Origin of the sequence: Corallococcus sp. AB038B (assembly GCF_003668955.1) — a bacterium.
GTDB lineage: Bacteria > Myxococcota > Myxococcia > Myxococcales > Myxococcaceae > Corallococcus > Corallococcus exiguus.
Genome location: NZ_RAWO01000019.1, coordinates 56,381 through 79,948, shown reverse-complemented (window position 1 = coordinate 79,948; position 23,568 = coordinate 56,381). Strand labels below are relative to the sequence as shown.

The window sequence follows — 23,568 nt, the reverse complement described above, 5'->3', positions numbered from 1 at the left end:
CGTGGCAGGACCATCGATTGCCAAAGAATTGCAGGCCAGCTTCCGCACCGCGCTCGACGAGGCGCGGAAGATGCGCCACGAGTACCTCACCCTGGAGCACCTGCTCCTGGCCCTCACCCGTGAGTCACGCACCCGCGAGGTGCTCAAGGGCTGCGGCGCGAACGTCAAGCGCCTGCAGGAGAACCTGACCTCCTTCCTGGAGGAGACGGTCGAGCGCCTGCCTGACGACGTGGACGCGGAGCCGCAGCAGACCATCGGCGTGGAGCGCGTGCTCCACCGCGCCGCCATGCACGCGCTGTCCGCGGAGCAGAAGTACATCGACGGTGGCGACGTGCTGGTCGCCATGTTCCGTGAAGAGGAGAGCCACGCGCTCTACCTGCTGCAGCAGGAGGGCGTCACCCGCCTGGACCTGCTCAACTTCATCTCCCACGGAACCACCAAGGACGGCGAGTCCGAGGGCGAGCCGCGCCCCACCCCCGCCGGTGACGACGACGACGGCGAGTCCCAGAAGAAGAGCCCGCTGGAAGCGTACGCCGTGCAGCTCAACGTGGAGGCGAAGGCGGGCCGCATCGACCCGCTCATCGGCCGCGACAAGGAGCTGGAGCGCACCATCCAGGTGCTCTGCCGCCGCCGAAAGAACAACCCGCTCTACGTGGGTGAGGCCGGCGTGGGCAAGACGGCCATCGCGGAGGGCCTGGCGCTCTTCATCACGGAAGGCCGCGTGCCGGCCGCGCTCAAGGACGCGGTCGTCTACTCGCTGGACATGGGCGCGCTGCTCGCGGGCACCAAGTTCCGCGGCCAGTTCGAGGAGCGGCTGAAGGGCGTGCTCAAGGCCCTGCAGGAGCTGCCGGACGCCATCCTCTTCATCGACGAAATCCACACCATCGTCGGTGCCGGCGCCACGAGCGGCGGCTCCATGGACGCGTCCAACCTGCTCAAGCCCGCGCTGGCGTCGGGCCGGCTGCGCTGCATCGGGTCCACGACGTTCCAGGAGTTCAAGGCGTCCTTCGAGCGCGACCGCGCGCTGTCCCGCCGCTTCCAGAAGATTGAAGTGGACGAGCCCAGCGTGGAGGACACCATCAAGGTGCTGGAGGGCCTGCGCAGCCGCTACGAGGAGCACCACCACGTGAAGTACGGCGAGGGTGCGCTCCAGGCGGCGGCGGAGCTGGCGGCCAAGCACATCAACGACCGGTTCCTGCCGGACAAGGCCATCGACGTCATCGACGAGGCCGGTGCCGCCGAACGGCTCAAGCCGGAGGGCGTGCGCACGGGCGTCGTCAGCGCGCACGACGTGGAGCAGGTCGTCTCCAAGATGGCCAAGATTCCGGCCAAGAGCGTGTCCGCGAGCGAAGGCGTCCAGATTCAGAACCTGGACAAGGAGCTCAAGGGCGTCATCTACGGGCAGGACAAGGCCATTGAAGAGATGGTGGGCGCCATCAAGCTGTCGCGCTCCGGCCTGCGCGCGCCGGAGAAGCCCATTGGCAGCTTCCTCTTCTCCGGCCCCACGGGCGTGGGCAAGACGGAGCTGGCGAAGCAGCTGGCGCAGAGCCTGGGCGTGGAGTTCCTCCGCTTCGACATGAGCGAGTACTCCGAGAAGCACACGGTGAGCCGGCTCATTGGCGCGCCTCCGGGCTACGTGGGCTTCGACCAGGGCGGCCTGCTCACGGACGCCGTGCGCAAGCACCCGTACGCGGTGCTGGTGCTGGATGAGATTGAGAAGGCCCACCCGGACCTCTTCAACATCCTGCTCCAGGTGATGGACCACGCGACGCTCACGGACAACAACGGCCGCAAGGCGGACTTCCGCAACATCATCCTCATCCTGACCACCAACGCGGGTGCGCAGGAGATGAGCACCAAGGCCATGGGCTTCGGTGACACCCAGGTGGTGGTGGACGGCTCGCGGGCGAAGAAGGCCATCGAGCGCACCTTCACGCCGGAGTTCCGCAACCGGCTGGACGGGTGGATTCTCTTCTCCGGCCTGCCCCCCGAGGTCATCCTCAAGGTCGTGGACAAGGAAGTGCGCCTGCTCCAGAAGGTGCTCGACGAGAAGAAGGTCAAGCTGGAGCTCACGCCCGCCGCCCGCGCGTGGCTGGCCGAGCACGGCTACGACCCGGCCTTCGGTGCGCGCCCCATGGCGCGGCTCGTGGACAACACCCTCAAGAAGCCGCTCGCGGAGGCGCTGCTGTTCGGCTCCCTCAAGAGCGGTGGCGTGGCCCGCTTCGACGTCGTGGACGACGCCGTGAAGCTCCAGGCGGAAGCCACCGAGGCCGTGCCGGCGTAAGGCGCCGCCAGGCCCTGAAACATCCGAGGCCCCGGGCCCCCTTCATGGGGACTCGGGGCCTTCGTGTTTCCTACTACGGCTTGGACTCGACCTTGTACGCGCCCACGGCGTTGGAGAGCTGCTCGGAGATGATTTGCAGCGTGGTGGCCGCCTCACCGGTGGAGCCGATGCGGGCCACGGTGTCGTCCATCATCTTGGACAGGTCATTCACCGCCAGGGTGATTTGATTGATGCCCACGTTCTGCTGATTCACCGCGGCGGCGATCTGCCGGACGGCGGCGGCGTTGTCCTGGACGATGGAGGACAGCTCGCGCAGGTTCTGCCCGCTGTCGCGCACCTGCGCCAGGCCCGCCTCCATCCGCTCCGCGCCGCGCTCGGTGATGCGCACCGCGGCGGTGACGGAGTTGGCGATGTCGTCCAAGAGCTCCCGCACCCGCGTGGTCGCCTGGATGGACTGATCCGCCAGGGCGCGGATTTCGCGCGCCACCACGCTGAAGCCCTTGCCGTGCTCACCGGAGCGCACCGCTTCGATGGCCGCGTTGAGCGCGAGCATGTTGGACTGGTCCGCCAGGTCCTTCACCGTCTGGGTGATGCCGCCAATCTGTCGCGTGCGCTCGCCCAGCTCGAGAATCTTCTCCGCGATTTCGCCCACCTGCGCGCGGATGTCGTTGAGGCCCGCCATCGTCTGCTCGATGGAGGCCTCGCCCGCCCTGGCCAGGGTGTCCGCGCGCTCGGCGACGCTGAGCACGCTCTCCGCCTTCTGCGCGGCCAGCGTGGACGTCTGCTTGATTTCCTGCGCCGTCACCTGCGTCTCCTGCAGCGCGGCGGCCTGGCGGGAGATGGTCTGCGCCTGCTCGGTGGAGGACGCGTTGAGGTGGTCCGTGGACTGGGTGAGCGCGGTGGCGGCGTGCTGGAGGTTGACCGTCACCTCGCGCAGCTTGCCCACCATCTGGGAGAAGGAGTTGGCCAGCCGCCCCACCTCGTCGTTGCCGCGCGCACGGATGTCGCGGGTGAGGTCGCCGGACGACACGATGTGGCCCGCCACGGAGGTGAGCTCCGCCAGCGGCCGCACGATGCTCCGGCCGAACAGCGCCGCCAGCACCACGCCGCACGCCTCCAGAAGGAGCGCGAACAGCAGCATCTCCCAGCGCAGCGCATCCACTCTCGCGTCGATGAACTCGCGCGCCATGCCCACGTGCACGGTGCCCAGCCGCCCCTTCTCCGCCACGGCCGCGGACACGTCCAGCGCGCGCAGCGTCTTGCCGCCGCGCAGGATGCGCACCTCCGGCACCACGCGCGTGCGGCCCGTGCCCATGCCGGGCTGCGCGTCGAGCGCGGCCTTCAGGTTCTCCGGGAAGGCGCCCTGGAACGAATGCACCAGCACGAAGCCCGTGGGGTCCTGGATGAAGATGTAGGCCAGGTCCTCGCGCTCGCGGAACGTCTCCAGCAGCGGCTGGAGTGAGCTCATGCCCGCGGACACGCCCTGCTCCGCCGCGATGGCCAGGCTCAGCGCCACGGCCTCGCCCTCACTGGCGTGGCGCTCCTCCAGGTTGGACTCCAGCTGGCGGGTGGCGATGAGGGTGAGCAGCAGCGCCACGGAGGCGCTGATGACGGCCGTGACGAGCACGAACTTCGGCGCGAGTCCGAGCCCGCGCAGGAAGGAGACGGGGAGCGCGGTGGCTGGCTTCAAGGGAGTACTCCAGGGGTGGCGTCCTCAAGCGGCCGACGGTCGGCCATGCGACGCCAGGAACAACGCAGGCGACTGCGGTTCCTAGGTGGGAAACGGCTCACCGGGGCCCCCCCTCCGGGCCACGGGCAGGACGGAACGACGGACGCTGACAGCTCTGCAGGATGAGGTCCGCCACCAGCGCCAGGGGCGTGCCCCCGTCGGTGGCCTTCAACTCCACGGCGGCGCGAGGCATGCCGTAGACGACGCTGGACGCCTCGTCCTGCGCCAGGGTGACACCTCCGGCCTGACGGATGGCCAGCAGGCCCCGCGCGCCGTCCTCACCCATGCCGGTGAGCACGCCGCCGCCGCTGCGCCGGCCGTACGCCATGGCCAGCGAGCTCAAGAGCACGTCCCCGTTGGGACACGGCCCGCCGGTGCTGCGCTGAAGGCGCGCCAGGCCCACGCTGTCCACCAGCAGGTCATGGCCATCCAGCGGGAAGTACACGCGGCCCGGCTCCAGCCGCTCACCGTCGCGCGCCACGCCCACCTGGAGCTCACACACCTGGGACAGCCAGCGCACCATGCCCTGCGTGAAGCCCACGGTGATGTGCTGCGCGACGAGCATGGGCACCGGCAGGTCGCGGGGCAGCTTGGACAGCACCTCCGCCAGCGCGGGAGGCCCACCGGTGGACGCGACGATGCCGAACACGTCCACCCGCGCCCCGCTGGGCATGGGCGGCGGCGCCACGACGCGCGGACGGCGGGAGATGACCGGCACCTCCGCCATCAGGCACACGGAGTGGGCCAGGTCCCGGCCCCAGCGGCGCAGCTCCTCCGCGTTGGTGACGTTGGGCTTGCCGATGAGCTCCAGCGCTCCGGCGCTCATCGCTTGAAAGCCCAGGTCCACGCCGCGCTGCTCCGCCACGGCGCTCACCACCAGGATGCGCGCGGGGGCCTGGGACATGATGTGCCCGATGGCCGCCGGACCATCCAGGCCGGGCAGCAACAGGTCCATGGTGATGACGTCCGGACGAAGCAGGCGCGCCAGCTGCACGGCGCGGTTGCCGTCCCCCGCCCGGCCCACCACTTCAATGCGCGGCTCCTCCGTGAGCAGCGCGGTGAGGGTGTTGGCCATGGTGGGCGAGTCATCCACCACGAGCACGCGAATGGGCTTCTTCGAGCTCACGCGCGGCTCCCCCTGCGGCTCATCACGTCCAGAACCTCCGCGAGCAGGCGGCCCGCGGCGCACTCGCGCTTGCTGAGGAAACCGTCCGCTCCGGATGCCAGGCCCCGCTCGCGCGCCACGATGGTGTCGTGCGCGGAGACCAGGATGACGGGCAGCGTGTGCGTGTCCTTGCGCTCGCGAAGCCGTGCGATGAGCTCGATGCCGTCCATCTCTTCCATGTCCAGGTCGCAGATGACGACGTCGTAGGTGTCCGCCTGCAGCCGCTCCAGCGCCCGCGCCCCGCTGGCCGCCAGGTGCACCTGGAAGCCGCCCGCCTCCAGCATCGCCCGGTGCAGCGCGCGCGCGGTGAGCGAGTCATCCACCACCAGCGCCCGCCGGCTCACCGCGGACACCGTCACCTTCTCCGAATCCGACACCACCCAGTCCGGCCGGAGGATGAGCAGCAATTCCCCCCGGCTGAGCGTCGCCGCGCCCTGCCAGGCCGCCACGTCGCGCACCTCCGACGGCAGCGGGCGGATGACCAGGTCCCGGTCCCCCACCACCGCGTCCACGCCCAGCGCCACGCGCTTGCCGCCGCTCTGCACGATGAGCAGCGGCTGGCCTTCCGTGGGCGGAGACGACGCGCGCAGCCCCAGCCGCGCGCCCAGGTCCACCACCGGCAGCAGCTGCCCCTGGTGTTCCAGGTGCGTGCGGCGCTTGCCCACGCGAAGCATGTCCGGGCGCGCCAGCTGCGTGGACTCCACCGCCAGCATGGGCAGGCCCACGAACTGCTCCAGCGCGCGCACCATCAGCACCGGGGAGCTGCCCAGGTCCACCGGAAGGGTCAGCACGAAGCGCGTGCCCTGCCCGCGCGTGCTGGACACCTCGATGCGGCCCTGCAGCGACTCCACCGTGGCGCGCACCGCGTCCAGGCCCACACCGCGCCCGGAGGTGTCCGTCACGTCCGAGCGCGTGCTGAAGCCCTCGCGGAAGATGAGCTCGCGCACCTGGTTGTCATTGAGCCGCGCCACCTCTTCCGCGGTGACGAGCCCGCGCTTCTCCGCGGCCTTGCGCACCTGGGCCAGGTCGATGCCGCGCCCGTCGTCGCTCGCCTCCAGGTACAGGAGGTTGCCCTGCTGCTCCACGCGCAGCGTGAGCGCGCCCTCGTGGTGCTTGCCGGCCTTCTCGCGCTCGGCGGGCATCTCCAGGCCGTGGTCCACGGCGTTGCGCAGGATGTGCACGAGCGCGCCCTGGAGCTTCTCCAGCAGGCGCCGGTCCAGCGACACCTCCGCGCCCACCACCGACAGCCGCGCTTCCTTCCCCAGCTGGCGGGACAGGTCGCGCACCATGCGCTGCAGCGGGTCCAGGATGGTGCGAGTGGGGCGCGTGGTGATGGCCTTGAGGCCGTCCTCCAGCGCGTCCACGACGTCGCTCGTCTCCTCGCCGTCGGTGCGCAGGGAGCGGCCCGTACCGGACAGCAGCGTGCGCGCCTCCGCGGTCTCCGCCAGCAGGCCCTGCTTCGCGAGCAGCGTGGACACCCGCTCCAATTCCCGGCTGCGCTCCTCCACCCGCAGGCGAACCTCGCGCAGGCGCTCCACCTCGCGCATCAGCGACGTCACCTGGTTCGCGCTCACGCGCCACCCGGCGTCGGAGGACTCCCCCGCGGGCTCCGGAGAGAACAGCGCCTCGGCCGGGACAGGCGGGGTGCCGGCCGCGGAGGGCGGGCCACCGGCCACGACAGGCTGCGCCTGAGCGAAGGCGCCCCCCGGCAGCACCGCGGCCTCCTCCGGGGGCGGCGCGGCGGAGACCAGTTGGGCCAGCGCGGCGGCGGGGTTCGGCAGGTCGTCCCCGCGTCCGTCCGCGTGCGCCTGGGCGCGCAGCATGAAGAGGTCCAGCCCGTGCAGCAGCACGTCCACCACCGGGCGCGGCATCTTCTGCGTGTGCGCCTTGAGCGGCGCCAGCGCGTCCTCCAGCTTGTGGGCGATGTCGCCCAGGTCCTGGAGCCCCAGCGACGAGGCGCTGCCCTTCAGGGTGTGCAGGTGACGGCCCAGCCGCGTGTAGATTTTCGCGAGCGCGTCGTTCTCCAGCCCCTCGCGCTCCAGCTCCAGCAGGTCCATGGTGACCTTCTGGATGACCTCCTGGGCCTCCACCGCGAAGCCCGCCACCAGCGGCTGCAGCATCGGATCAACGGGCATGGCGCACTCCCCCGTCGGACCGGCCGAACAGGCGCTTCGGGTCGATGAGGTGGATGAGCTGCCGGTCGTGGGTGAAGACCTCCACCACCGGCCCCTCCGCCCGGGCGCGCGCGGCCTCCACGGACGCGAGCGACAACGTCGTGGGGCGCGGAATCGCCTCGCAGTCGAGCGCGCACAGCTCGCCGTCGCCCCGGTCCACCACCAGCAGCACGGCTGGATCCTGCCGCCACCCGTGGCCGCCCAGCAGCGATGCCAGGCTCAGCGCGGACAGCACCTGGCCCTGGAAGCGCAGCACGCCAATCACAGCGGGCGCGGACAGCGGCACCGGCGTCACCATGCGCAGGGGAAGCGCGGCGCGCAGCGACTCCAGCGGCAGCGCGTAGCGCTCCTCGCCCAGCGGGAACTCGGCGATCCAATGGACCGCCTCCTCCACCGTCGACTCGCCCTGCTCGCGCAGGCGCGCGGCCCGGCGTGCGAGCAGGTCCCGCGTCTCCGACTCCAGGGTCTCGTCCACCACCAGCGGCGTCCCCTTCATTCCAGCGCCCCCAGATTCAGGTAGGCGTCAGCGGACGCCAGATAGAAGCGCGCGGGCAGCGCCTCCGGTCCATCCACCAGCGTGTCCGGTGGCAACTGCCCCGCCCGCGTGCGCAGCGCGCGCATCAGCGGGAAGGCCGCGTCACGGGCTCCCGCGCGCTCGCGCAGGAGCGCCAGCTCCAGGAGGCCCGGCAGGTAGTCCGGCGCCTGCTTCACGAGCAGCTCCAGCACCGCCGTCGCCCCGGCCACGTTGCCCTCTTCAATCCGCTCCAGCGCCTGCAGGTGCATCCGCGAGGGCGAGGGCGGAGGGACGGGCGGCGGCGTGGGCGAGACCGGCATGGGCGCGGACAGCCGACGGGGCGCGGGCGTCATGCGCGGCGCGAGCGCGGGCTGCGCCACGGGCAATTGCGCGAAGGTGCGCTCCTCCGGGCGGGGCTTGCGGAAGGCCTGCAGCTCCGGAGGCCCCTCGCGCGTGAGCCCCGGCGGCGTGCGGTCCACCTCCACCGTGCCCAGGAACATGAGGCCCCCCGGCACCAGCGCCCGCGCCAGGTGGACGATGGCCGCGTCGCGCGCGGACGGAGAGAAGTACGTGAGCACGTTGCGGCAGAGGATGAAGTCGAAATGCCCGAAGCGCTCCGGCAGCGGCGCCAGCAGGTTCGCCGGCGCGAAGCGCGTCACCTTGCGGACCTCCGGGAGGATGGACACCTGCCGCCCGTTGTGGAGCTCGTAGACGGGGTGCAGCGCGGGGGCGGACTCGCGCCGGGACCACGCGCCGTAGGTGCCGCGCCGCGCGGCCTCCAGGCTGGCCTCGTGCAGGTCCGTGCCCACCACCTCCACCGGCATCCCCGGGGGCGCGCACGCCAGCAGGCACGCGCCCAGCGAATAGGCCTCCTCACCGGTGGCGCACCCGGCGCTCCAGCCGCGCAGGTGCATGGCGCCGTGGCGCAGCGCCGTCGGAATGCCCTCATGGGTGATGTAGCGGAAGTGCTCCGGCTGGCGGAAGAAGTACGTCTCCCCCACCAGGACCGCGCGCACCAGCGTGTAGGCCAGCGGCGAGCCCAGCTGCTGCAATTCGCTCAGGACCTCCGTGGGCACGCGCCCCCGGGCCAGCTCCGCCCGCAACACGCGCTCCACCGCCTCCTGGGCGATGGCGTCGTCCCGGAAGCCGGTGGTGTCCGCCACCACTTCCCGGGCACGGGCCAGAAGCCTCGGGTCGAGCCCCGCACTCATGCGCTCCGCTCTTCCTCCACCGGCGCGAGCAGCGCGGGCAGGTCGCGCAGGAGTCCCCGCGTGATGAACACCTTCGGATCCAGGATGGGCAGCGCGCGGCCACCCGCTCGCAGCATGCCCACGAGCCCTTCCTGCAGCAGGCCGTGCTCGGCGCCGCCCACCTTCTCGCGCCGGTCGATGTCGCTCGCCTGGAACTCCTCCGGGTCCTTCACGGTGTCCACGGTGAGCGCCAGCGACACGCCCTCCGTTTCGATGACCACCAGCATCCGCTCCGCGATGGACACCTTGTGCTGCACGCCCAGCCGCAGCGCCACGTCCAGCACGCACACCGCCTGGCCGCGCAGCTCCACGTACTCGCGCAGGTACGACGGCCCCGTGGGCAGCGGCCGCGTCAGGGGCTGCAGCAGGACCTCCTTCACGGAGTCCAGCGGCACGGCGAACTCGCGCTCGCCCACGTTGAGCCGAAGGATCAGCATGGCCCCGGAGCGCGAGCGCCGGCGCGCGTTCTCCAGCGCCTCGCCCACGCGAAGGAGCAGCTCGTCCGCGCGGAAGGGCTTGGCCAGGAACGCCTCCGCGCCCAACCCCAGGCACGCCTCCGCGCGCTGCTTCTCCGACGAGATGATGATGACCGGGATGTCCGCCGTGCCCGAGTCCGCCTTCATCCGCTGGAGCACCTCGTCCCCGTCCATCTCCGGCATGGACAGGTCCAAGAGCACCGCCGCCGGGTGCAGCCGCCCCACCTTGTCCAGCGCCTCACGGCCATTGCTGGCCGTGTGGATGGTGTAGTGCCCGGAGAGGATGGCCCGCTCCAACGCCAGGATGGCGTCGCTGTCATCCACCAGCAGCAGGGTCGGCAGACTCACGGGTTCAGCCCCCGCTCAGGAACTGACGCACCGTCTTGGTCAGCTCATCATGCGACACGGGTTTCTGGATGAAGGCGTTGGCCCCCGCAGCTGAACCGCGCTGACGCAGGTCCTCGCCCTTCTCCGCCGTCAAGAGGATGACCGGCACCTTCTGCACCTGCGGCTGCGCGCTGGCGCGAACCTCCTTCACGAAGGTGATGCCATCCATGTTCGGCATGTTGATGTCGGCGATCACCACGCTCACCGGCACCAACCGCAAGAGCTGCAACGCGCGCTGCGCGTCCTCCGCCTCCACGATGCTGACCTTGAGGTTCATCAGGTAGATCTTGAGGATGTTGCGGACGGTCGGGCTGTCGTCCACCAGCAAGACGTTGGTGCTCACTGTGCCACGGCTCCTCGCACAAGCTCCGCGGAGTGCGGGATGCGCCTGCGCTGCATGGGTGATCCTACCGTGAGCGCTCCGACGGGCGGAAGCGGGGGGCTCCCGTCCGCCGGGATGCCTGGCAGGCGTTTGTCTGGATTTTCCAGCAAGGTGGGTTGGATTCAGCCTTCCTTCGGAGTGGGGGTCGTGGGGACCCCGTCGGCCGGTGCTTCCACCGTCTCTACTGGGGGTGCGCCCACCGCGTGGTAGCCGCCGTCGACGTGAATCATCTCGCCGGTGGTGGAGGACAGCCAATCGGACAGAAGTGCACAGGCCGTCTTGGCCACGTGGTCGTGGCTGTCCTTGTCGCTCCAGCCCAGCGGCGCCTGCTTGCCCCAGTACTGCGCCAGCGCCTTGAAGCCCGGGATGCCCTTGGCCGCGATGGTGGCGAGCGGCCCCGCGGCGAGCGCGTTCACGCGGATGCCCTTGGGCCCCAGGTCGCGCGCCAGGTAGCGCACGGTGGCCTCCATGGCCGCCTTGCACACACCCATCCAGTCATAGATGGGCCACGCCTGCCGGTTGTCGAAGTCCAGCGCCACGATGGAGCCGCCCTGCGTCATCAGCGGCACGCACGCCACCGCCAGCTCCTTCACGGAGAAGGTGGAGATGCGGAACGCGGTCTGCGCGCTCTCCCACGGCGTGTTGAGGAAGTTGCCGCCCAGCGCGTCCTCGGGCGCGTACGCGATGGCGTGCAGCACGCCGTCCACGCGGCCCCATTTCTGTCGCAGCGCCTCTGTCAGCGCCGGAAAGTGCGCCGGGTTCGTCACGTCCAGCTCCAGCACCTCCGTGCCGGGCTTGAGCCGCTTCGCGCTGCGCTCGGTGAGGGACTTGGCCCGGCCAAAGCCGGTGAGGATGACCTCCGCGCCCTGCGCGATCGCATGCTCCGCGACGCCAAAGGCCAAGGACTGCGGGGTGAGCACGCCGGTGATGAGCAGCTTCTTGCCCTGAAGGAGCATGTCGGTACGTTCTCGGAAAAAGTGGGTGGAAAGCGGGGGCGAGTGCTTACCACTCCTGAACCGCCATGGGGGCCCCCGGACCCCGTGTCCCGTGTGCCTCGGATGTACGTCTGTTCAGCATGCCAGGGGTCCTGGCGTCTCCTTTGAGCTCATCCCAGCAGAGGGAATCCGGTGCTCGATGAAGCTGCGCTCACGCGGGGCATGATTCCATCTGCTCCCTGGAGTGAAGCCGGCCAGCCGGCCATGACGCGGTTCAACAAACTGAGGCGAAAACCCCCCAACGCGTCCCCCATCCAGTAAAAGACCCCCGCCATGGCGAATTTCCAGGACAGTTTCCTCTCTGGTGGAAACATCGACTTCATCGAGGGGCTCTACTCGCGCTTCCTCGAGGATCCGGGCAGCGTGGACGCGAGCTGGCGCGAGGTGTTCGAGCGCAACAACGGCACGGGCCGCCCCATCTTCAACACGAAGTTGCTGGAGGCGCCGACACCCGCCGCACCGGAGGCCAAGGGCAAGGGCAAGGGCAAGCCGAACGACGCCGCCGTGCCGGCCGCCGCCGCGCCGCAGGCTCCGGTCGCTCCGGCGCAGGACATCGGGCTGCAGTCGAAGGTGGATCAGGCCATCACCGCCTTCCGCCTGCGCGGCCACCTGCGCGCGCACCTGGATCCGCTGGAGCGTCCGCGCCCGCAGCTGGGCCACGTGGCGGACGTGGCGCTGATGGATGAGAACCACTTCGCCCCGAAGGAGTTGGAGCAGGCGGTGGAGTGCAACGGCGTCTTCCCGCAGCAGCGCGTGCGCCTGGCGGAGCTCGTCACGCGCCTGCGCCGCACGTACTCCAGCTCCATCGGCGTGGAGTTCATGCAGATGCTCGACAGCGAGCGTCGCCGCTGGCTCATGAAGCGCATGGAGCACAGCGACAACCGCACGCCGTTCTCCGTGGAGGACCAGCGGCACATCCTCACCAAGCTGTCGTACGCGGAGGGCTTCGAGAACTTCCTGCACACGAAGTACGTGGGCGCCAAGCGCTTCAGCCTGGATGGCGGCGAGTCGCTCATCCCCATGCTGGACGCGCTGCTGGAAGTGGGCAGCGACATGGGCCTGAAGGAGCTGGTCATCGGCATGGCCCACCGCGGCCGCCTCAACGTGCTGACCAACATCCTGGGCAAGAAGCCGGATCAGATCTTCAGCGAGTTCGACGGCCCCAAGGACCCCAAGGCGTACCTGGGCCGCGGCGACGTGAAGTACCACATGGGTTTCTCGTCGGACCACGCCACGCGCGCCGGCAAGAACGTGCACCTGTCGCTGGCCTTCAACCCCAGCCACCTGGAGTGCGTGGGCCCCGTGGTGGAGGGCCGCGTGCGCGCCAAGCAGGACCGCGGCGGGGACACCGAGCGCACGCAGGTGATGCCGCTGCTCATCCACGGCGACGCGGCCTTCATCGGCCAGGGCATCACGTCGGAGACGCTCAACTTCTCCGGCCTCAAGGGCTACACCACGGGCGGCACGGTCCACGTCGTCATCAACAACCAGGTGGGCTTCACCACCGACCCGTCGGACTCGCGCACCAGCATCTACTCCACCGCCATCGCGCAGATGCTGGACATCCCGGTGTTCCACGTGAACGGGGATGACCCGGAGGCGTGCGTCCACGCGGCGCGCCTGGCGGCCGAGTACCGCCAGACGTTCAAGAGCGACGTGGTCATCGACCTCATCTGCTACCGCCGCTACGGCCACAACGAAGGCGACGACCCGTCCTTCACCCAGCCGGCGATGTACGACCTCATCCGCAAGCACCCGCCGGTGCGCGCGCTGTACGCGAAGGCGCTGGCGGAAGGCGGCCGCATCAGCGCGGAGGAGTCGGACGCCATCAAGCAGCGCTGCTTCCAGGACTTCGACGCGGCGCTCACCCGCGCCCGCCAGGAGAGCCAGTTCAAGGAGCCCAACGCGCTGGAGGGCCTGTGGAAGACCTTCAAGGGCGGCCTCCTGAAGAACGCGCCCCAGGTGTCCACGGCGGTGGCCAAGCCCACCCTGCGTGACGCGCTCCAGAAGCTGGCCACGGCGCCGGAAGGCTTCAACGTGCACCGCGACGTGGAGCGCACGGTGCTCAAGAAGCGCCAGGGCATGCTGGAGAGCGAAGAGCTCCAGTGGAGCGAGGGCGAGTCGCTGGCGTACGCGACGATCCTGGCGGAGGGCTACGGCATCCGCCTGTCCGGCCAGGACAGCGAGCGCGGCACCTTCAGCCACCGCCACGCGGTGCTGCACGACACGCAGACGGGCGAGGAGTTCACGCCCCTGCGCCAGTTCGCCACCGGCAAGGCGACCTTCAACGTCTGGAACAGCCCGCTGTCGGAGATGGGCGTGCTGGGCTTCGACTACGGCTACAGCCTGGACGTGCCGGACGGCCTCACCCTGTGGGAGGCCCAGTTCGGTGACTTCGCCAACGGCGCGCAGATCATCATCGACCAGTTCATCGCCGCGGCGGAGAGCAAGTGGCGCCGGCTCTCCGGCATCACGCTGCTGCTGCCGCACGGCTACGAAGGCCAGGGCCCGGAGCACTCCAGCGCGCGTCTGGAGCGCTTCCTGGACCTGTGCGCGGAGGACAACCTCCAGGTCTGCTACCCCACCACGCCCGCGCAGATCTTCCACCTGCTGCGCCGCCAGGTGCTGCGCCCGGTGCGCAAGCCGCTGGTCATCATGTCGCCCAAGAGCCTCCTGCGCCGTCCGGAGGCCACCAGCCGCATGGACGACCTGGCCACGGGCGCGTTCCAGGAAGTGATCCTGGACGCGAAGGCGGACGCCGCGAAGGTGAAGCGGCTGCTCTTGTGCAGCGGCAAGGTCTACTACGACCTGGCCAAGGCCCGGGACGAGCGCAAGGACGACTCCATCGCCATCGTGCGCGTGGAGCAGCTCTACCCGTTCCCGCAGGACGAGCTGTCGAACCTGGTGGCGAAGCTGCCGGCGCTCCAGGAGCTGTACTGGGTGCAGGAGGAGCCGCGCAACGCGGGTGGCTGGCACTTCATGTTCCCGCGCCTGCACGACCTCCTCTCCGGCCGTTCTCAGCAGCAGACGGTGAAGCTGGGCTACATCGGGCGCGCCGAGGCAGCCAGCCCCGCCACCGGTTTCACGAAGACGCACGATTACGAGCAGCAGCTCATCATCGAAGAAGCCATCCTCCGAGGACCCCAGAATGGCCGTTGAACTGAAAGTCCCTCCGCTCGGCGAATCCATCACCGAGGCCGTCGTCGGCAAGTGGAACAAGAAGCAGGGTGAGTCTGTCACCGCGGACGAACCGCTCGTCGTGCTGGAGACCGACAAGGTCACCATCGACGTGCCGGCTCCCGCCGCGGGCAGCGTCGCGTCCATCGCCTTCAAGGAGGGCGACAAGGTCCGCGTGGGCGACGTGCTGGGCACCATCGAGGCCGGTGCCGGCGCCGCCGCTTCTCCCGCCGTGGCCGCCGCCACGCCCGCGCCCGCCCAGGCCGCGGCGCCCGTGGCCGCTGCTCCGGCCAGCAGCGACACGCGCATCACCCCCACCGCCAAGAAGATGGCGGAGGAGAACCGGGTGGACGTGGGCCAGCTGAAGGGCTCCGGCACCGGTGGCCGCATCATGAAGGAGGACGTGCAGGGTCAGCTGAACCGCCCGTCCGCGCCTCCGGCCCCCGCCGCGCCGTCCGGTCCCCGCCCCAACGCCGCGCGCGAGGAGCGCGTGCGCATGACGCCGCTGCGCAAGCGCGTCGCTGAACGCCTGCTCCAGGCGCAGTCCAACGCCGCCCTGCTCACCACCTTCAACGAGGTGGACATGGGCGAGGTGATGGCGCTCCGCAAGAAGTACAACGACAAGTTCCAGGCGAAGCACGGGGTGAAGCTCGGGTTCATGAGCTTCTTCATCCGCGCGTCCGTGGAGGCCCTCAAGGCGTTCCCGCAGATCAACGCGGAGATCGACGGCGAGGACGTCATCTTCAAGCACTACTACGACATCGGCGTGGCCGTGAGCGGCAGCCGTGGCCTGGTGGTGCCGGTGGTGCGTGACGCGGACAAGCTGTCGCTCGCGGACCTGGAGAAGACGGTCGGTGACTACGGTGGCCGTGCGCGCAACGACAAGCTCACGATGGCCGACCTCACGGGCGGCACGTTCACCATCACCAACGGCGGCATCTTCGGCTCCATGCTGTCCACGCCCATCCTGAACCCGCCGCAGACGGGCATCCTGGGCATGCACAACATCGTGGAGCGCCCCGTGGCCCGCGACGGCCAGGTGGTCATCCGGCCCATCATGTACATCGCCCTCACGTACGACCACCGCCTGGTGGACGGCCGGGAAGCGGTGCAGTTCCTGGTGCGCGTGAAGGAGTGCATCGAGGACCCCGAGCGCCTGCTGCTCGACATCTGACTTACTCCCCCGCACATGACGCCGCGGGGGCTCAAGTCGGGCAATCCCGGAGGGCCGGCTGGACTTCCAGTCGGCCCTTTCACTACAAATAGCTCTGTCTCCCGGTCGTCGGGCAGAACGGGCGGCCTTCCCCACGGCTGCCCTGCAAACGCAAGGAAGCGCAATGGCAACTGGTACCGTGAAGTGGTTCAACGACGCGAAGGGCTTCGGCTTCATCACCCAGGACGGCGGGGGCGAGGACGTGTTCTGCCACCACACCGCCATCAACATGGATGGGTTCCGCACCCTGGCCGAGGGCCAGAAGGTGGAGTTCGAAGTCACCAAGGGCCCGAAGGGCCTGCAGGCGCAGAACGTCCGCGCGGCGTGAAGTGACGCGTCTCAGCCATTCCTCACGGACTGGTTGAAGCAACAGAGGCCCGGTCCCTTGAGGGAACCGGGCCTCTGCCTTTCCAGGCCTTGAGCCGCGCTCAGGCCTACTTCTTCAGGTTCTGCTCGAAGTGGGAGATGACGCGTTCGTACTGGCGCTCGGTGATGAGCGGATCCGGGACCATGTGCGTGAGGCCGGACAGGGGCAGCAGTTGGTGCGGCTTGCCCGCGCGGAACAGCGCGTCCGACAGCTTCAGCGTGTGGAAGAAGTACACGTTGTCATCCGCGGTGCCGTGGATGAGCAGCAGCGCGCCAATGGGGCTGTCCTTCTTCGCGTACGTCAGCAGGCTGCTGACCTCGTAGGCCTGGGGCGTCTGTTCCGGCAGGCCCAGGTAGCGCTCGGTGTAGTGCGTGTCGTAGTCGCGCCAGTCCACCACCGGGGCGCCGGACACCGCGGCCTTGAAGAAGTCCGGGCGCTTCAGCGCGGCGAGCGCCGCCATGTAGCCACCGAAGCTCCAGCCGGTGATGCCCACGCGGCTCAGGTCCATCTCCGGCACTTCCTTCGCCAGGGCCTGCACCGCCTCGATCTGATCATCCAGGGTGATGGTGGCGAAGTCGTTCTTCACCGCGCGGTTCCAGTCCGACGTGCGCAGCGGCGTGCCGCGGCCGTCCACCTTCACCACCAGGAAGCCGTGGTCCGCGAACCACTGGCTGAGCAGGTGCGCGGCCATGGACTGGTGCACCACGGTGACGGTGGGCCCCGCGTAGACCTCCACGATGACGGGCAGCTTCTGGCCGGGCTTGAAGTCGCGCGGCTTCACCAGCGAGGTCCAGAACTTCTTCGGGCCCACCTGGCGGATTTCGAAGTTCGGCGTGAAGGACGGCTCCTGCGCAACTTCAGGCAGCTCGCCCAGCTTCGTGCCGTCGCCCTTGAGCACCACGGTGCGCGGCATGGCCTTGGGGCCCTGCGTGTTGAGGACGACCAGGCCGCCGTTCTTGGAGACGAGCCCGTTCTCCACGGCCGGGCCGGTGGTGCCGGTGGCCACCTGCTCCGGGGCGCCGCCAGACTTCACGCGCCACAGGTGGCTTTCGGTGGGGTTGGGGCCGCCGGTGAAGAAGAGCGTCTTGTCCGCCTGGACGAAGCGGGACAGGTTGCGGAAGCCCGCGTCCGGCTTCACCACGGAGCGGTCCAGCTCACCGCTCGCCTTGCGCAGCTCCACCTCCGGGCCGCCGTTGCGCTCGGTGTACCAGAGGAAGCCGGAGCCATCCTCCAGCCACAGCGGGAAGTCCTGGGCCAGCTCCACCCAGGCGTTGTCCTTCTCCGTGAAGAGGACGCGCGTCTTGCCCGTGGCGGGCTCCACCGCCAGCACCTGCTCCTCCGTCTGGAGGCGGTTCTGCACGACAATCGTGAGCGGCCCGCCCTTGTCCCACTTCACCGTGGCCAGGTACGGGTACTTCTGCGCGTCCCACTGCGCCCACACCGTCTTGCCGCCGGAGACGGGGGTGACGCCCAGGCGCACCTTCGCGTTGGCCTTGCCGGGACGCGGGTACGGGAAGATTTCCCCGCCCTTCTCCGGGTGCATCACGTCCACGATGGTGAGCTTCTCCACGTCGGCCGTGTCGGACTCCGTGTAGGCAATCGACTTCGCGTCCGGGCTCCACCAGTAGCCGGAGAAGCGGCTCATCTCCTCCTGCGCCACGAACTCCGCCAGGCCGTGCGTCTTCTGGGCCGTGCCGCCCTGCGTGACGCGCTTCTCCTGATTGGCCGCGATGTCCACCCGGTACACGTCGTGCTCGCGCACGTATGCCACCTGCTTGCCGTCCGGAGACAGGCGCGGGTCGATGACACCGGGGCCCGTCTTCAGCTCCGTGGACTTCCCCGTCGCGCGGTCCACCACGTAGAGCCGGCCGGAGAGGGGCACCAGCAGCTGGGTGCCGTCCTCGGAGAGGCTGTAGGAGGTGAAGCCCCGGGCGCTGACGCGCATGCGCTCGCGGCGGGCCTTCTCCTCGGGGGTCAGCGTCTCCTCGGTGCCCTTGAGCAGGGCTTCCGGCGTGAGCAGCTCACGCGCCTGGCCGCCGGCCACGTCGAACGCGTAGAGCATCTGCACGTTGGACGTGGGGGACGTGCGCAGGAAGAGGACGGACTTCTCGTCCGGGGTGATGCGCGTGCCCACCGGGCGGCCGCTCTGGAAGCGGCGCGTCTCGGCGTACTGGCGCAGGAAGGTGTCCGGCTGCTTTTGCGAAGGGGCCATGGCGGAGGGTTTGCGTTCCTGGGCGATGGAGGGAGCGCTGCTCATGAGGAGAAGCGCGGCGGCGGTAAGGACCTGACGCATGCGTAGCTGAATCCCCGCGCGGGGCGGGGCTCCTTTCGCGGGAAGGTGCGGGCAAGCCTACACTCCGGCCGCCGCGCGGCCCTCCCAACGTCCGGCCCTGGAGAGGATTCCCACCGGAAGCGGACGATACCGGGCGGGGCCTCCGGCTACTTCAGGTTCTGCTGGAAGTGGGTGATGACGCGCTCGTACTGACGCTCCGTGACGAGCGGGTCCGCCACCATGTGCGTGAGGCCGGACAGGGGCAGCAACTGGTGCGGCTTGCCGGCGCGGAAGAGCGCGTCCGACAGCTTCAGGGCGTGGAAGAAATAGACGTTGTCGTCCGCGGTGCCATGAATCACCAGCAGCGCGCCAATGGGCCCTTCCTTCTTCGCGTACGTGAGCAGGCTGCTGACCTCGTAGGCCTGGGGGTTCTCGTCTGGCAGCCCCAGGCACCGTTCGGTCGCGTGCGTGTCGTAGTCGCGCCAGTCCGTCACCGGCGCGCCCGCGACGCCGGCCTTGAAGAAGTCCGGGCGCTTCATCACCGCGAGCGCCGCCATGTAGCCGCCGAAGCTCCAGCCGGTGATGCCCACACGGCTGAGGTCCATCTCCGGCACCTCCTTCGCCAGCGCCTGCACCGCTTCAATCTGATCATCCAGGGTGATGGTGGCGAAGTCGTGCTTCACGGCGCGGTTCCACTCGGCGGTGCGCAGGGGTGTGCCGCGTCCATCCACCTTCACCACCAGGAAGCCCTGATCCGCCATCCACTGGTCCATCAGGTGCAGGGACATGGACTGGTGCACCACCGTGATGATGGGACCGCCGTAGATGTCCACGATGACGGGCAGCTTCTTGCCGGGCTTGAAGTCACGCGGCTTCACCAGCGAGGTCCAGAACTTCTTCGGGCCTACCTGGCGCACCTCGAAGTCCGGCGTGAAGGAGGGCTCCTGGGCGATGGAGGGCAGTTCGCCCATCATCGTGCCGTCGCCCTTGAGCACCAGCATGCGCGGCATGCTCTTGGGGCTCTGCCTGTTGAGGACGACGAGGCCCCCGTTCTTGGAGACGAGCCCGTACTCCAGGGCGGGCCCCCGGGTGCCCGTGTCCACCCGCTCCGGCGTTCCACCGGGCTTCACGCGCCACAGGTGGCTCTCCGTGGGGTTCGGGTCGCCGGTGAAGAAGAGCGTCCGGTCCGCCTGCACGTAGTGGGTGAGGCTCCGGAAGCCGGCGCCCGGCTTCACCACGGAGTGGGCCAGCTCACCGTTGGCCTTACGCAGCTCCACTTCCGAAGCGCCGTTGCGGTCGGTGTACCAGAGGAAGCCGGAGCCATCCTCCAGCCACAGCGGGAACTCCTGGTGCAGGTCGATCCACGCCGCATCCCGCTCCGTGAGGAGCACGCGCGTCTTCCCGGTGACGGGCTCCACCGCGAGCAGCTGCTCTTCCGTCTGGAGACGGTTCTGCACGAGCAGCGTCAGCGGCCCACCCTTGTCCCACTTCACCGTGGCCAGGTACGGGTACTTCCGCGCATCCCACTGCGCCCACACGGTCTTGCCACCGGTGACGGGCGTGATGCCCAGGCGCACCTTCGCGTTCGCCGTGCCCGCACGGGGAAAGGGGAAGGAGGCGGCAGGGCGCTCTGGATGCATCACGTCCACGACGGTGAGCTTCTCCACGTCGGCCGTGTCGGACTCCGCGTAGGCAATGAACTTCGCGTCCGGGCTCCACCAGTAGCCGGAGAAGCGGCCCATCTCCTCCTGCGCCACGAACTCCGCCAGACCGTGCGTCTTCTGCTCCGTGCCGCCCTGCGTGACGCGCTTCTCCTGATTGGCGGCCAGGTCCACCCGGTACACGTCGTGCTCGCGCACGTACGCCACCTGCTTGCCGTCCGGGGACAAGCGCGGGTCGATGGCGCCGGGCCCCGTCTTCAGCTCCGTGGACTTCCCCGTTGCGCGGTCCACCACGTAGAGCCGGCCGGAGAGGGGCACCAGGAGGCGTGTGCCGTCCTCGGAGAGGTTGTAGGAGGTGAAACCCCGGGCGCTCACGCGCATGCGCTCGCGGCGTGCCTTCTCCTCGGGAGACAGCGTCTCCTCTGCGCCCTTGAGCAGGGCTTCGGGGGTGAGCAGTTCCCGCGTCTGCCCGCTGGCCACGTCGAACGCGTAGAGCATCCGCACGTTGGACGTGGGGGACGTGCGCAGGAAGAGGACGGACTTCTCGTCCGGGGTGATGCGCGCATTCACGGGCCTCCCGTTCATGAAGCGCCCTGTTTCAGCGTATTGGCGCAGGAAGGACGACGGCTCCTGGGCCAGGACGGGCATCCCCAGGAGGAGCAGCGCGACGGTGACGAATGGACGCATGCGTGATTGAACCCCGAGGGACGGGGCTCCTTTCGCGGCAGGATGGACATCCTCTGAACGCCGGAGCCTGGAGGGGATTTCGTCCCGCATGAATTCGAAAAATGACGACGCCCTGCGCCACCTGCGCCTCGCGGGGGTGGTGCGGCTGGGCCTGGGCGGAGGCCGCGGTCCGACGGACGCCTATGTGTTCGACCCGCATCGGCTCGCGCTGCCCGCGTGGGCGTGTGCCCTGGGCGATGAGGGCCCCCCTGCCCTGCTCGTCACGCTGGACCGGCACCTGGACATCGTGGTGCCGGAGCGCCCCGCGGACATGCCGGACCGCTCCGCCGGCCTGCGCGCGCTGGACGAGCATGCTCGGTGGAAGCTGGACGTGCGCAACTACGACCACATCCTCGCGGCGATGGAGGCGAACCTCGTGGGCGACGCGTTGATCATCGCGCGCACCCGGCCCCGAGGCTCGTTCGCCGCGGACACCTACGTGGACACGCGCGGACGCTCGCACCGCATCGTGACGGTGACGACCGTGGACCGAGCGGCGGAGGCATACCTGCGCCCCGGCCCCACGGACGCGGTGCGCGATGTGCTGGAGGCAGCGTCCGCCGTGCTGCTGGACGTGGACCTGGACTGCTTCACCAGCTTGAGCGACGCGGACCCCACCACCGTGCTGCCATGGCCGAAGGCCATCATCCGCGAGTTCCTCCTGCCGCTCGACTCGGAGCCCTTCTGGGACGCGGTGCTGGGCAAGGCGGTGGCGCTGACGCTCGCGCGCGAACCCCACCACTGCGGCGGACTGCTCGCGTCCGGAGAGCTGTTCCGCGACGTGGCGGAGGTCCTCTTCCGCGAGCTGCTGCGCGTCGAGCCTCCCTGAGGGCTCAGGGCGAGTCGAGGAAGTTGGGCCGGTAGTCCGTCACCTGCCCGCTGCTGAGCGACAGGCGGCTGCCCACGGGGGGACGGTCGCCGTTGAGCACGTAGCCGAAGTCGATGCGGAACGGGAACACGTTGAACTGGGGGAACAGCACCCGCAGGCCCACGCCCACGGTGGTCACCATCTCCGGCCGCTCGTTGAACGCGCTGCCCGAGTCGAGGAAGAACACGCCGCCCACGTGCACCGTGCGCACGACGAGCGGCGCGGTGCGGTACTCCAGGTTCACCAGCAGCAGGCGCCTGCCGGAGTACGCATCCACCGCCGCGCCGCGCAGGCCGTTGCTGCCGCCCAGCAGGCTCACGCGCTCGGACAGGTCGTCGATGTTCACGTCCAGCAGGCCTCGCGCCACGAAGCGCCCCCCGAGCACGCGCGGCGACACCTGCACCAGCTCCGCGGCCCAGCGGCGGTTCGTCCAGCCCTCCTTCACCCCCGGCTGACTGGCGCTGAATTGCTGGCGGATGGAAGCCGCCGCGGACGCGGTGGTGAGCGCGTCACCCCAGTGCACGCGGTAGCGCAGGGACAGGCCTCCTTCCGCGAAGTGCGCGGCGGACGGGAACACCGGCGGCGCGTAGCGCAGCGTGGCCAGCACCGAGTGCCCCAGCTGGAAGTCCTCCGACAACGTGTAGGAGTCCACGTTGCGAAGCACGTCGTAGCGGGCCTCGAAGGCGCTGAGGGAGAAGTTCGCGTACCCCGCGTCCTCCGCGCGCGGCAGGTAGTTGCGGCGGAACCAGTCCGTCTGCGCGTCGGTGAGCTGCGACGCCACCGGCGCGGCGTAGGCGTAGTGGTAGGCACCCGCGCCCATGCCCACGTTCCACTTGTAGCGCTGGCCGTAGGAGCGCGTGTACGTGGCGCCCGCGGCCACCTCGCGCGCGTTGTAGATGTACGGCACGGGTTCGCCGTCCGGGAACGGGAGCTGCCAGATGTCCGCGCCCCGGAACTGCCGCGCGGTCTCCATGTTCCACGCCACGGACGTGCTCAGGCTCCACGGCGTGGCCAGCGAATACAGCGGCCGGCTGACGACCAGGCTCCCGCGCGAACCCTCCGCGCGCCCCGTGTCGCGGTTGATGAGCACCGCGGCGGATTCCGTCAGCGACCAGCGGCTGCCGAGCACGCGCCGGTCCGTGTAGCTCTGGCCGAAGCTGAACGTGTCCAGGCGCATGATGAAGTCCAGCGCCACCTTCTTGCCGCGCCCCAGGAAGTTCTGCTCCGTGCCCTGGAGGCGCAGGTAGAGCAGCAGCGAGCCCACGGCGGAGAACTCGTTGTTGAGCCGCAGCGACCACAGGTCCTTGGTGACCAGCAACAGCGCGACTTTGTCGGGAGCACTGCCCTTCACCGGCACCGCGCGCACCACGGAGAACAGGCCCAGCTTGCGCAGGTTGCGCACCGACTCCGCGACGAGCGCCTCCGAGTACGGCTGCCCCGGCGAAATCAGCACCTCCTGCCGGACGACTTCATCGCGGGTGCGGACGTGGAAGATGTTGAGCAGCGATGGATACGGATCCATCGGCGCGACGACTTCCTCCGCGGTGACGAGCACCTCCTCCAGCATCTTGCCCTGGGGCGCGGGCTCCACCTGGCGCTCGACCTCGCCCAGGCCCCAGGCGATGAGCGCCTCCTCGTAGTTCTTCGTGCGCTCCGCGTCCGTGGTGACCACGGGCGGCTGCGGGCCCTCCGGCCCCACCGGGACCTCTTCCGAGCGGGGCGGCGGCGCGACGTCCGTGTTCGACACGCCCGACGGATCGACGTCCGGCGAGCGCACCGGCGCATCTGGCGGCACGACGTCCTGGGGCTTGCCGGAAACCTCCTCCGGAGGAGTCTGCCCCGACGGCGTGCCCGTCGCGGCGAGCACGGTGACCAGCAGGACGGGCAGGGAGAGCGGCACGCGCGCATCCTGTCATGCGCCGCGCCTG

At 69.7% G+C, this 23,568-nt stretch carries 16 protein-coding genes; 5 read left to right on the top strand and 11 right to left on the bottom strand.

Features of this window, described 5'->3' with window-relative positions; genetic code table 11:
- The first annotated feature begins 1 nt into the window (after nt 1).
- Nucleotides 2-2,284 carry an ATP-dependent Clp protease ATP-binding subunit ClpA gene (clpA, locus tag D7Y04_RS40670; protein WP_121762831.1) on the top strand — a complete coding sequence of 761 codons (2,283 nt, stop codon included), beginning with the start codon at nt 2-4 and terminating at the stop codon, nt 2,282-2,284.
- A 73-nt stretch (nt 2,285-2,357) separates the two neighbouring features.
- Here the strand turns inward: clpA and D7Y04_RS40665 are convergent, their stop codons facing one another.
- The 8 genes from D7Y04_RS40665 to fabI form a co-directional block, all read right to left on the bottom strand.
- Nucleotides 2,358-3,974 (bottom strand): methyl-accepting chemotaxis protein, encoded by a 1,617-nt coding sequence (locus tag D7Y04_RS40665; RefSeq protein WP_121762830.1) that lies wholly within the window; start codon nt 3,972-3,974, stop codon nt 2,358-2,360.
- A 97-nt stretch (nt 3,975-4,071) separates the two neighbouring features.
- Nucleotides 4,072-5,139: a chemotaxis protein CheB gene (locus tag D7Y04_RS40660; protein WP_120595266.1), complete on the bottom strand. Its 1,068-nt coding sequence runs from the start codon at nt 5,137-5,139 to the stop codon at nt 4,072-4,074.
- Complete coding sequence (locus tag D7Y04_RS40655) at nt 5,136-7,313, bottom strand: response regulator (RefSeq protein ID WP_121762829.1); 2,178 nt, start codon at nt 7,311-7,313, stop codon at nt 5,136-5,138. Before D7Y04_RS40655 ends, D7Y04_RS40660 begins: the two co-directional genes overlap by 4 nt.
- Nucleotides 7,303-7,848 (bottom strand): chemotaxis protein CheW, encoded by a 546-nt coding sequence (locus tag D7Y04_RS40650; RefSeq protein ID WP_120577106.1) that lies wholly within the window; start codon nt 7,846-7,848, stop codon nt 7,303-7,305. Before D7Y04_RS40650 ends, D7Y04_RS40655 begins: the two co-directional genes overlap by 11 nt.
- A complete protein-coding gene (locus tag D7Y04_RS40645; protein WP_121762828.1) occupies nt 7,845-9,077 on the bottom strand; it encodes a protein-glutamate O-methyltransferase CheR in 1,233 nt (410 codons plus the stop codon). Before D7Y04_RS40645 ends, D7Y04_RS40650 begins: the two co-directional genes overlap by 4 nt.
- Nucleotides 9,074-9,940, bottom strand: coding sequence for a response regulator (locus D7Y04_RS40640; RefSeq protein WP_121762827.1), 867 nt, complete (start codon nt 9,938-9,940; stop codon nt 9,074-9,076). Before D7Y04_RS40640 ends, D7Y04_RS40645 begins: the two co-directional genes overlap by 4 nt.
- A 4-nt stretch (nt 9,941-9,944) precedes the next feature.
- On the bottom strand, nt 9,945-10,322 hold the full coding sequence (locus tag D7Y04_RS40635) for a response regulator (RefSeq protein WP_120577109.1): 378 nt from the start codon (nt 10,320-10,322) through the stop codon (nt 9,945-9,947).
- Between the two features lie 161 nt (nt 10,323-10,483).
- Nucleotides 10,484-11,317, bottom strand: coding sequence for an enoyl-ACP reductase FabI (gene fabI / locus D7Y04_RS40630; protein WP_121762826.1), 834 nt, complete (start codon nt 11,315-11,317; stop codon nt 10,484-10,486).
- A 312-nt stretch (nt 11,318-11,629) separates the two neighbouring features.
- Here fabI and D7Y04_RS40625 point away from each other — a divergent pair, with 312 nt between their 5' ends.
- The 3 genes from D7Y04_RS40625 to D7Y04_RS40615 all read left to right on the top strand — a co-directional run bounded on the left by D7Y04_RS40625 (nt 11,630) and on the right by D7Y04_RS40615 (nt 16,074).
- Nucleotides 11,630-14,515, top strand: coding sequence for a 2-oxoglutarate dehydrogenase E1 component (locus tag D7Y04_RS40625; RefSeq protein WP_121762825.1), 2,886 nt, complete (start codon nt 11,630-11,632; stop codon nt 14,513-14,515).
- Nucleotides 14,505-15,707 carry a 2-oxoglutarate dehydrogenase complex dihydrolipoyllysine-residue succinyltransferase gene (gene odhB, locus D7Y04_RS40620; RefSeq protein WP_121762824.1) on the top strand — a complete coding sequence of 401 codons (1,203 nt, stop codon included), beginning with the start codon at nt 14,505-14,507 and terminating at the stop codon, nt 15,705-15,707. Before D7Y04_RS40625 ends, odhB begins: the two co-directional genes overlap by 11 nt.
- 163 nt (nt 15,708-15,870) lie before the next feature.
- Nucleotides 15,871-16,074, top strand: coding sequence for a cold-shock protein (locus D7Y04_RS40615; protein ID WP_014397260.1), 204 nt, complete (start codon nt 15,871-15,873; stop codon nt 16,072-16,074).
- 106 nt (nt 16,075-16,180) lie between these two features.
- On the opposite strand, the gene D7Y04_RS40610 is transcribed toward D7Y04_RS40615, so the two are convergent.
- Entirely contained in the window at nt 16,181-18,406 is a 2,226-nt protein-coding gene (locus tag D7Y04_RS40610) for a S9 family peptidase (protein ID WP_121762823.1), read from the bottom strand.
- A 146-nt stretch (nt 18,407-18,552) separates the two neighbouring features.
- The gene (locus D7Y04_RS40605) at nt 18,553-20,733 is read right to left on the bottom strand and encodes a S9 family peptidase (protein ID WP_121762822.1); all 2,181 of its coding nucleotides are present in this window, start codon (nt 20,731-20,733) and stop codon (nt 18,553-18,555) included.
- A gap of 88 nt (nt 20,734-20,821) precedes the next feature.
- Between D7Y04_RS40605 and D7Y04_RS40600 the strand changes: the two genes are divergently transcribed.
- Nucleotides 20,822-21,601, top strand: a complete 780-nt coding sequence (locus tag D7Y04_RS40600) for a UPF0489 family protein (RefSeq protein WP_121762821.1) — start codon at nt 20,822-20,824, stop codon at nt 21,599-21,601.
- Nucleotides 21,602-21,605: 4 nt separating this feature from the next.
- Here the strand turns inward: D7Y04_RS40600 and D7Y04_RS40595 are convergent, their stop codons facing one another.
- A complete protein-coding gene (locus tag D7Y04_RS40595; protein ID WP_121762820.1) occupies nt 21,606-23,540 on the bottom strand; it encodes a BamA/TamA family outer membrane protein in 1,935 nt (644 codons plus the stop codon).
- Between the last annotated feature and the right edge of the window lie 28 nt (nt 23,541-23,568).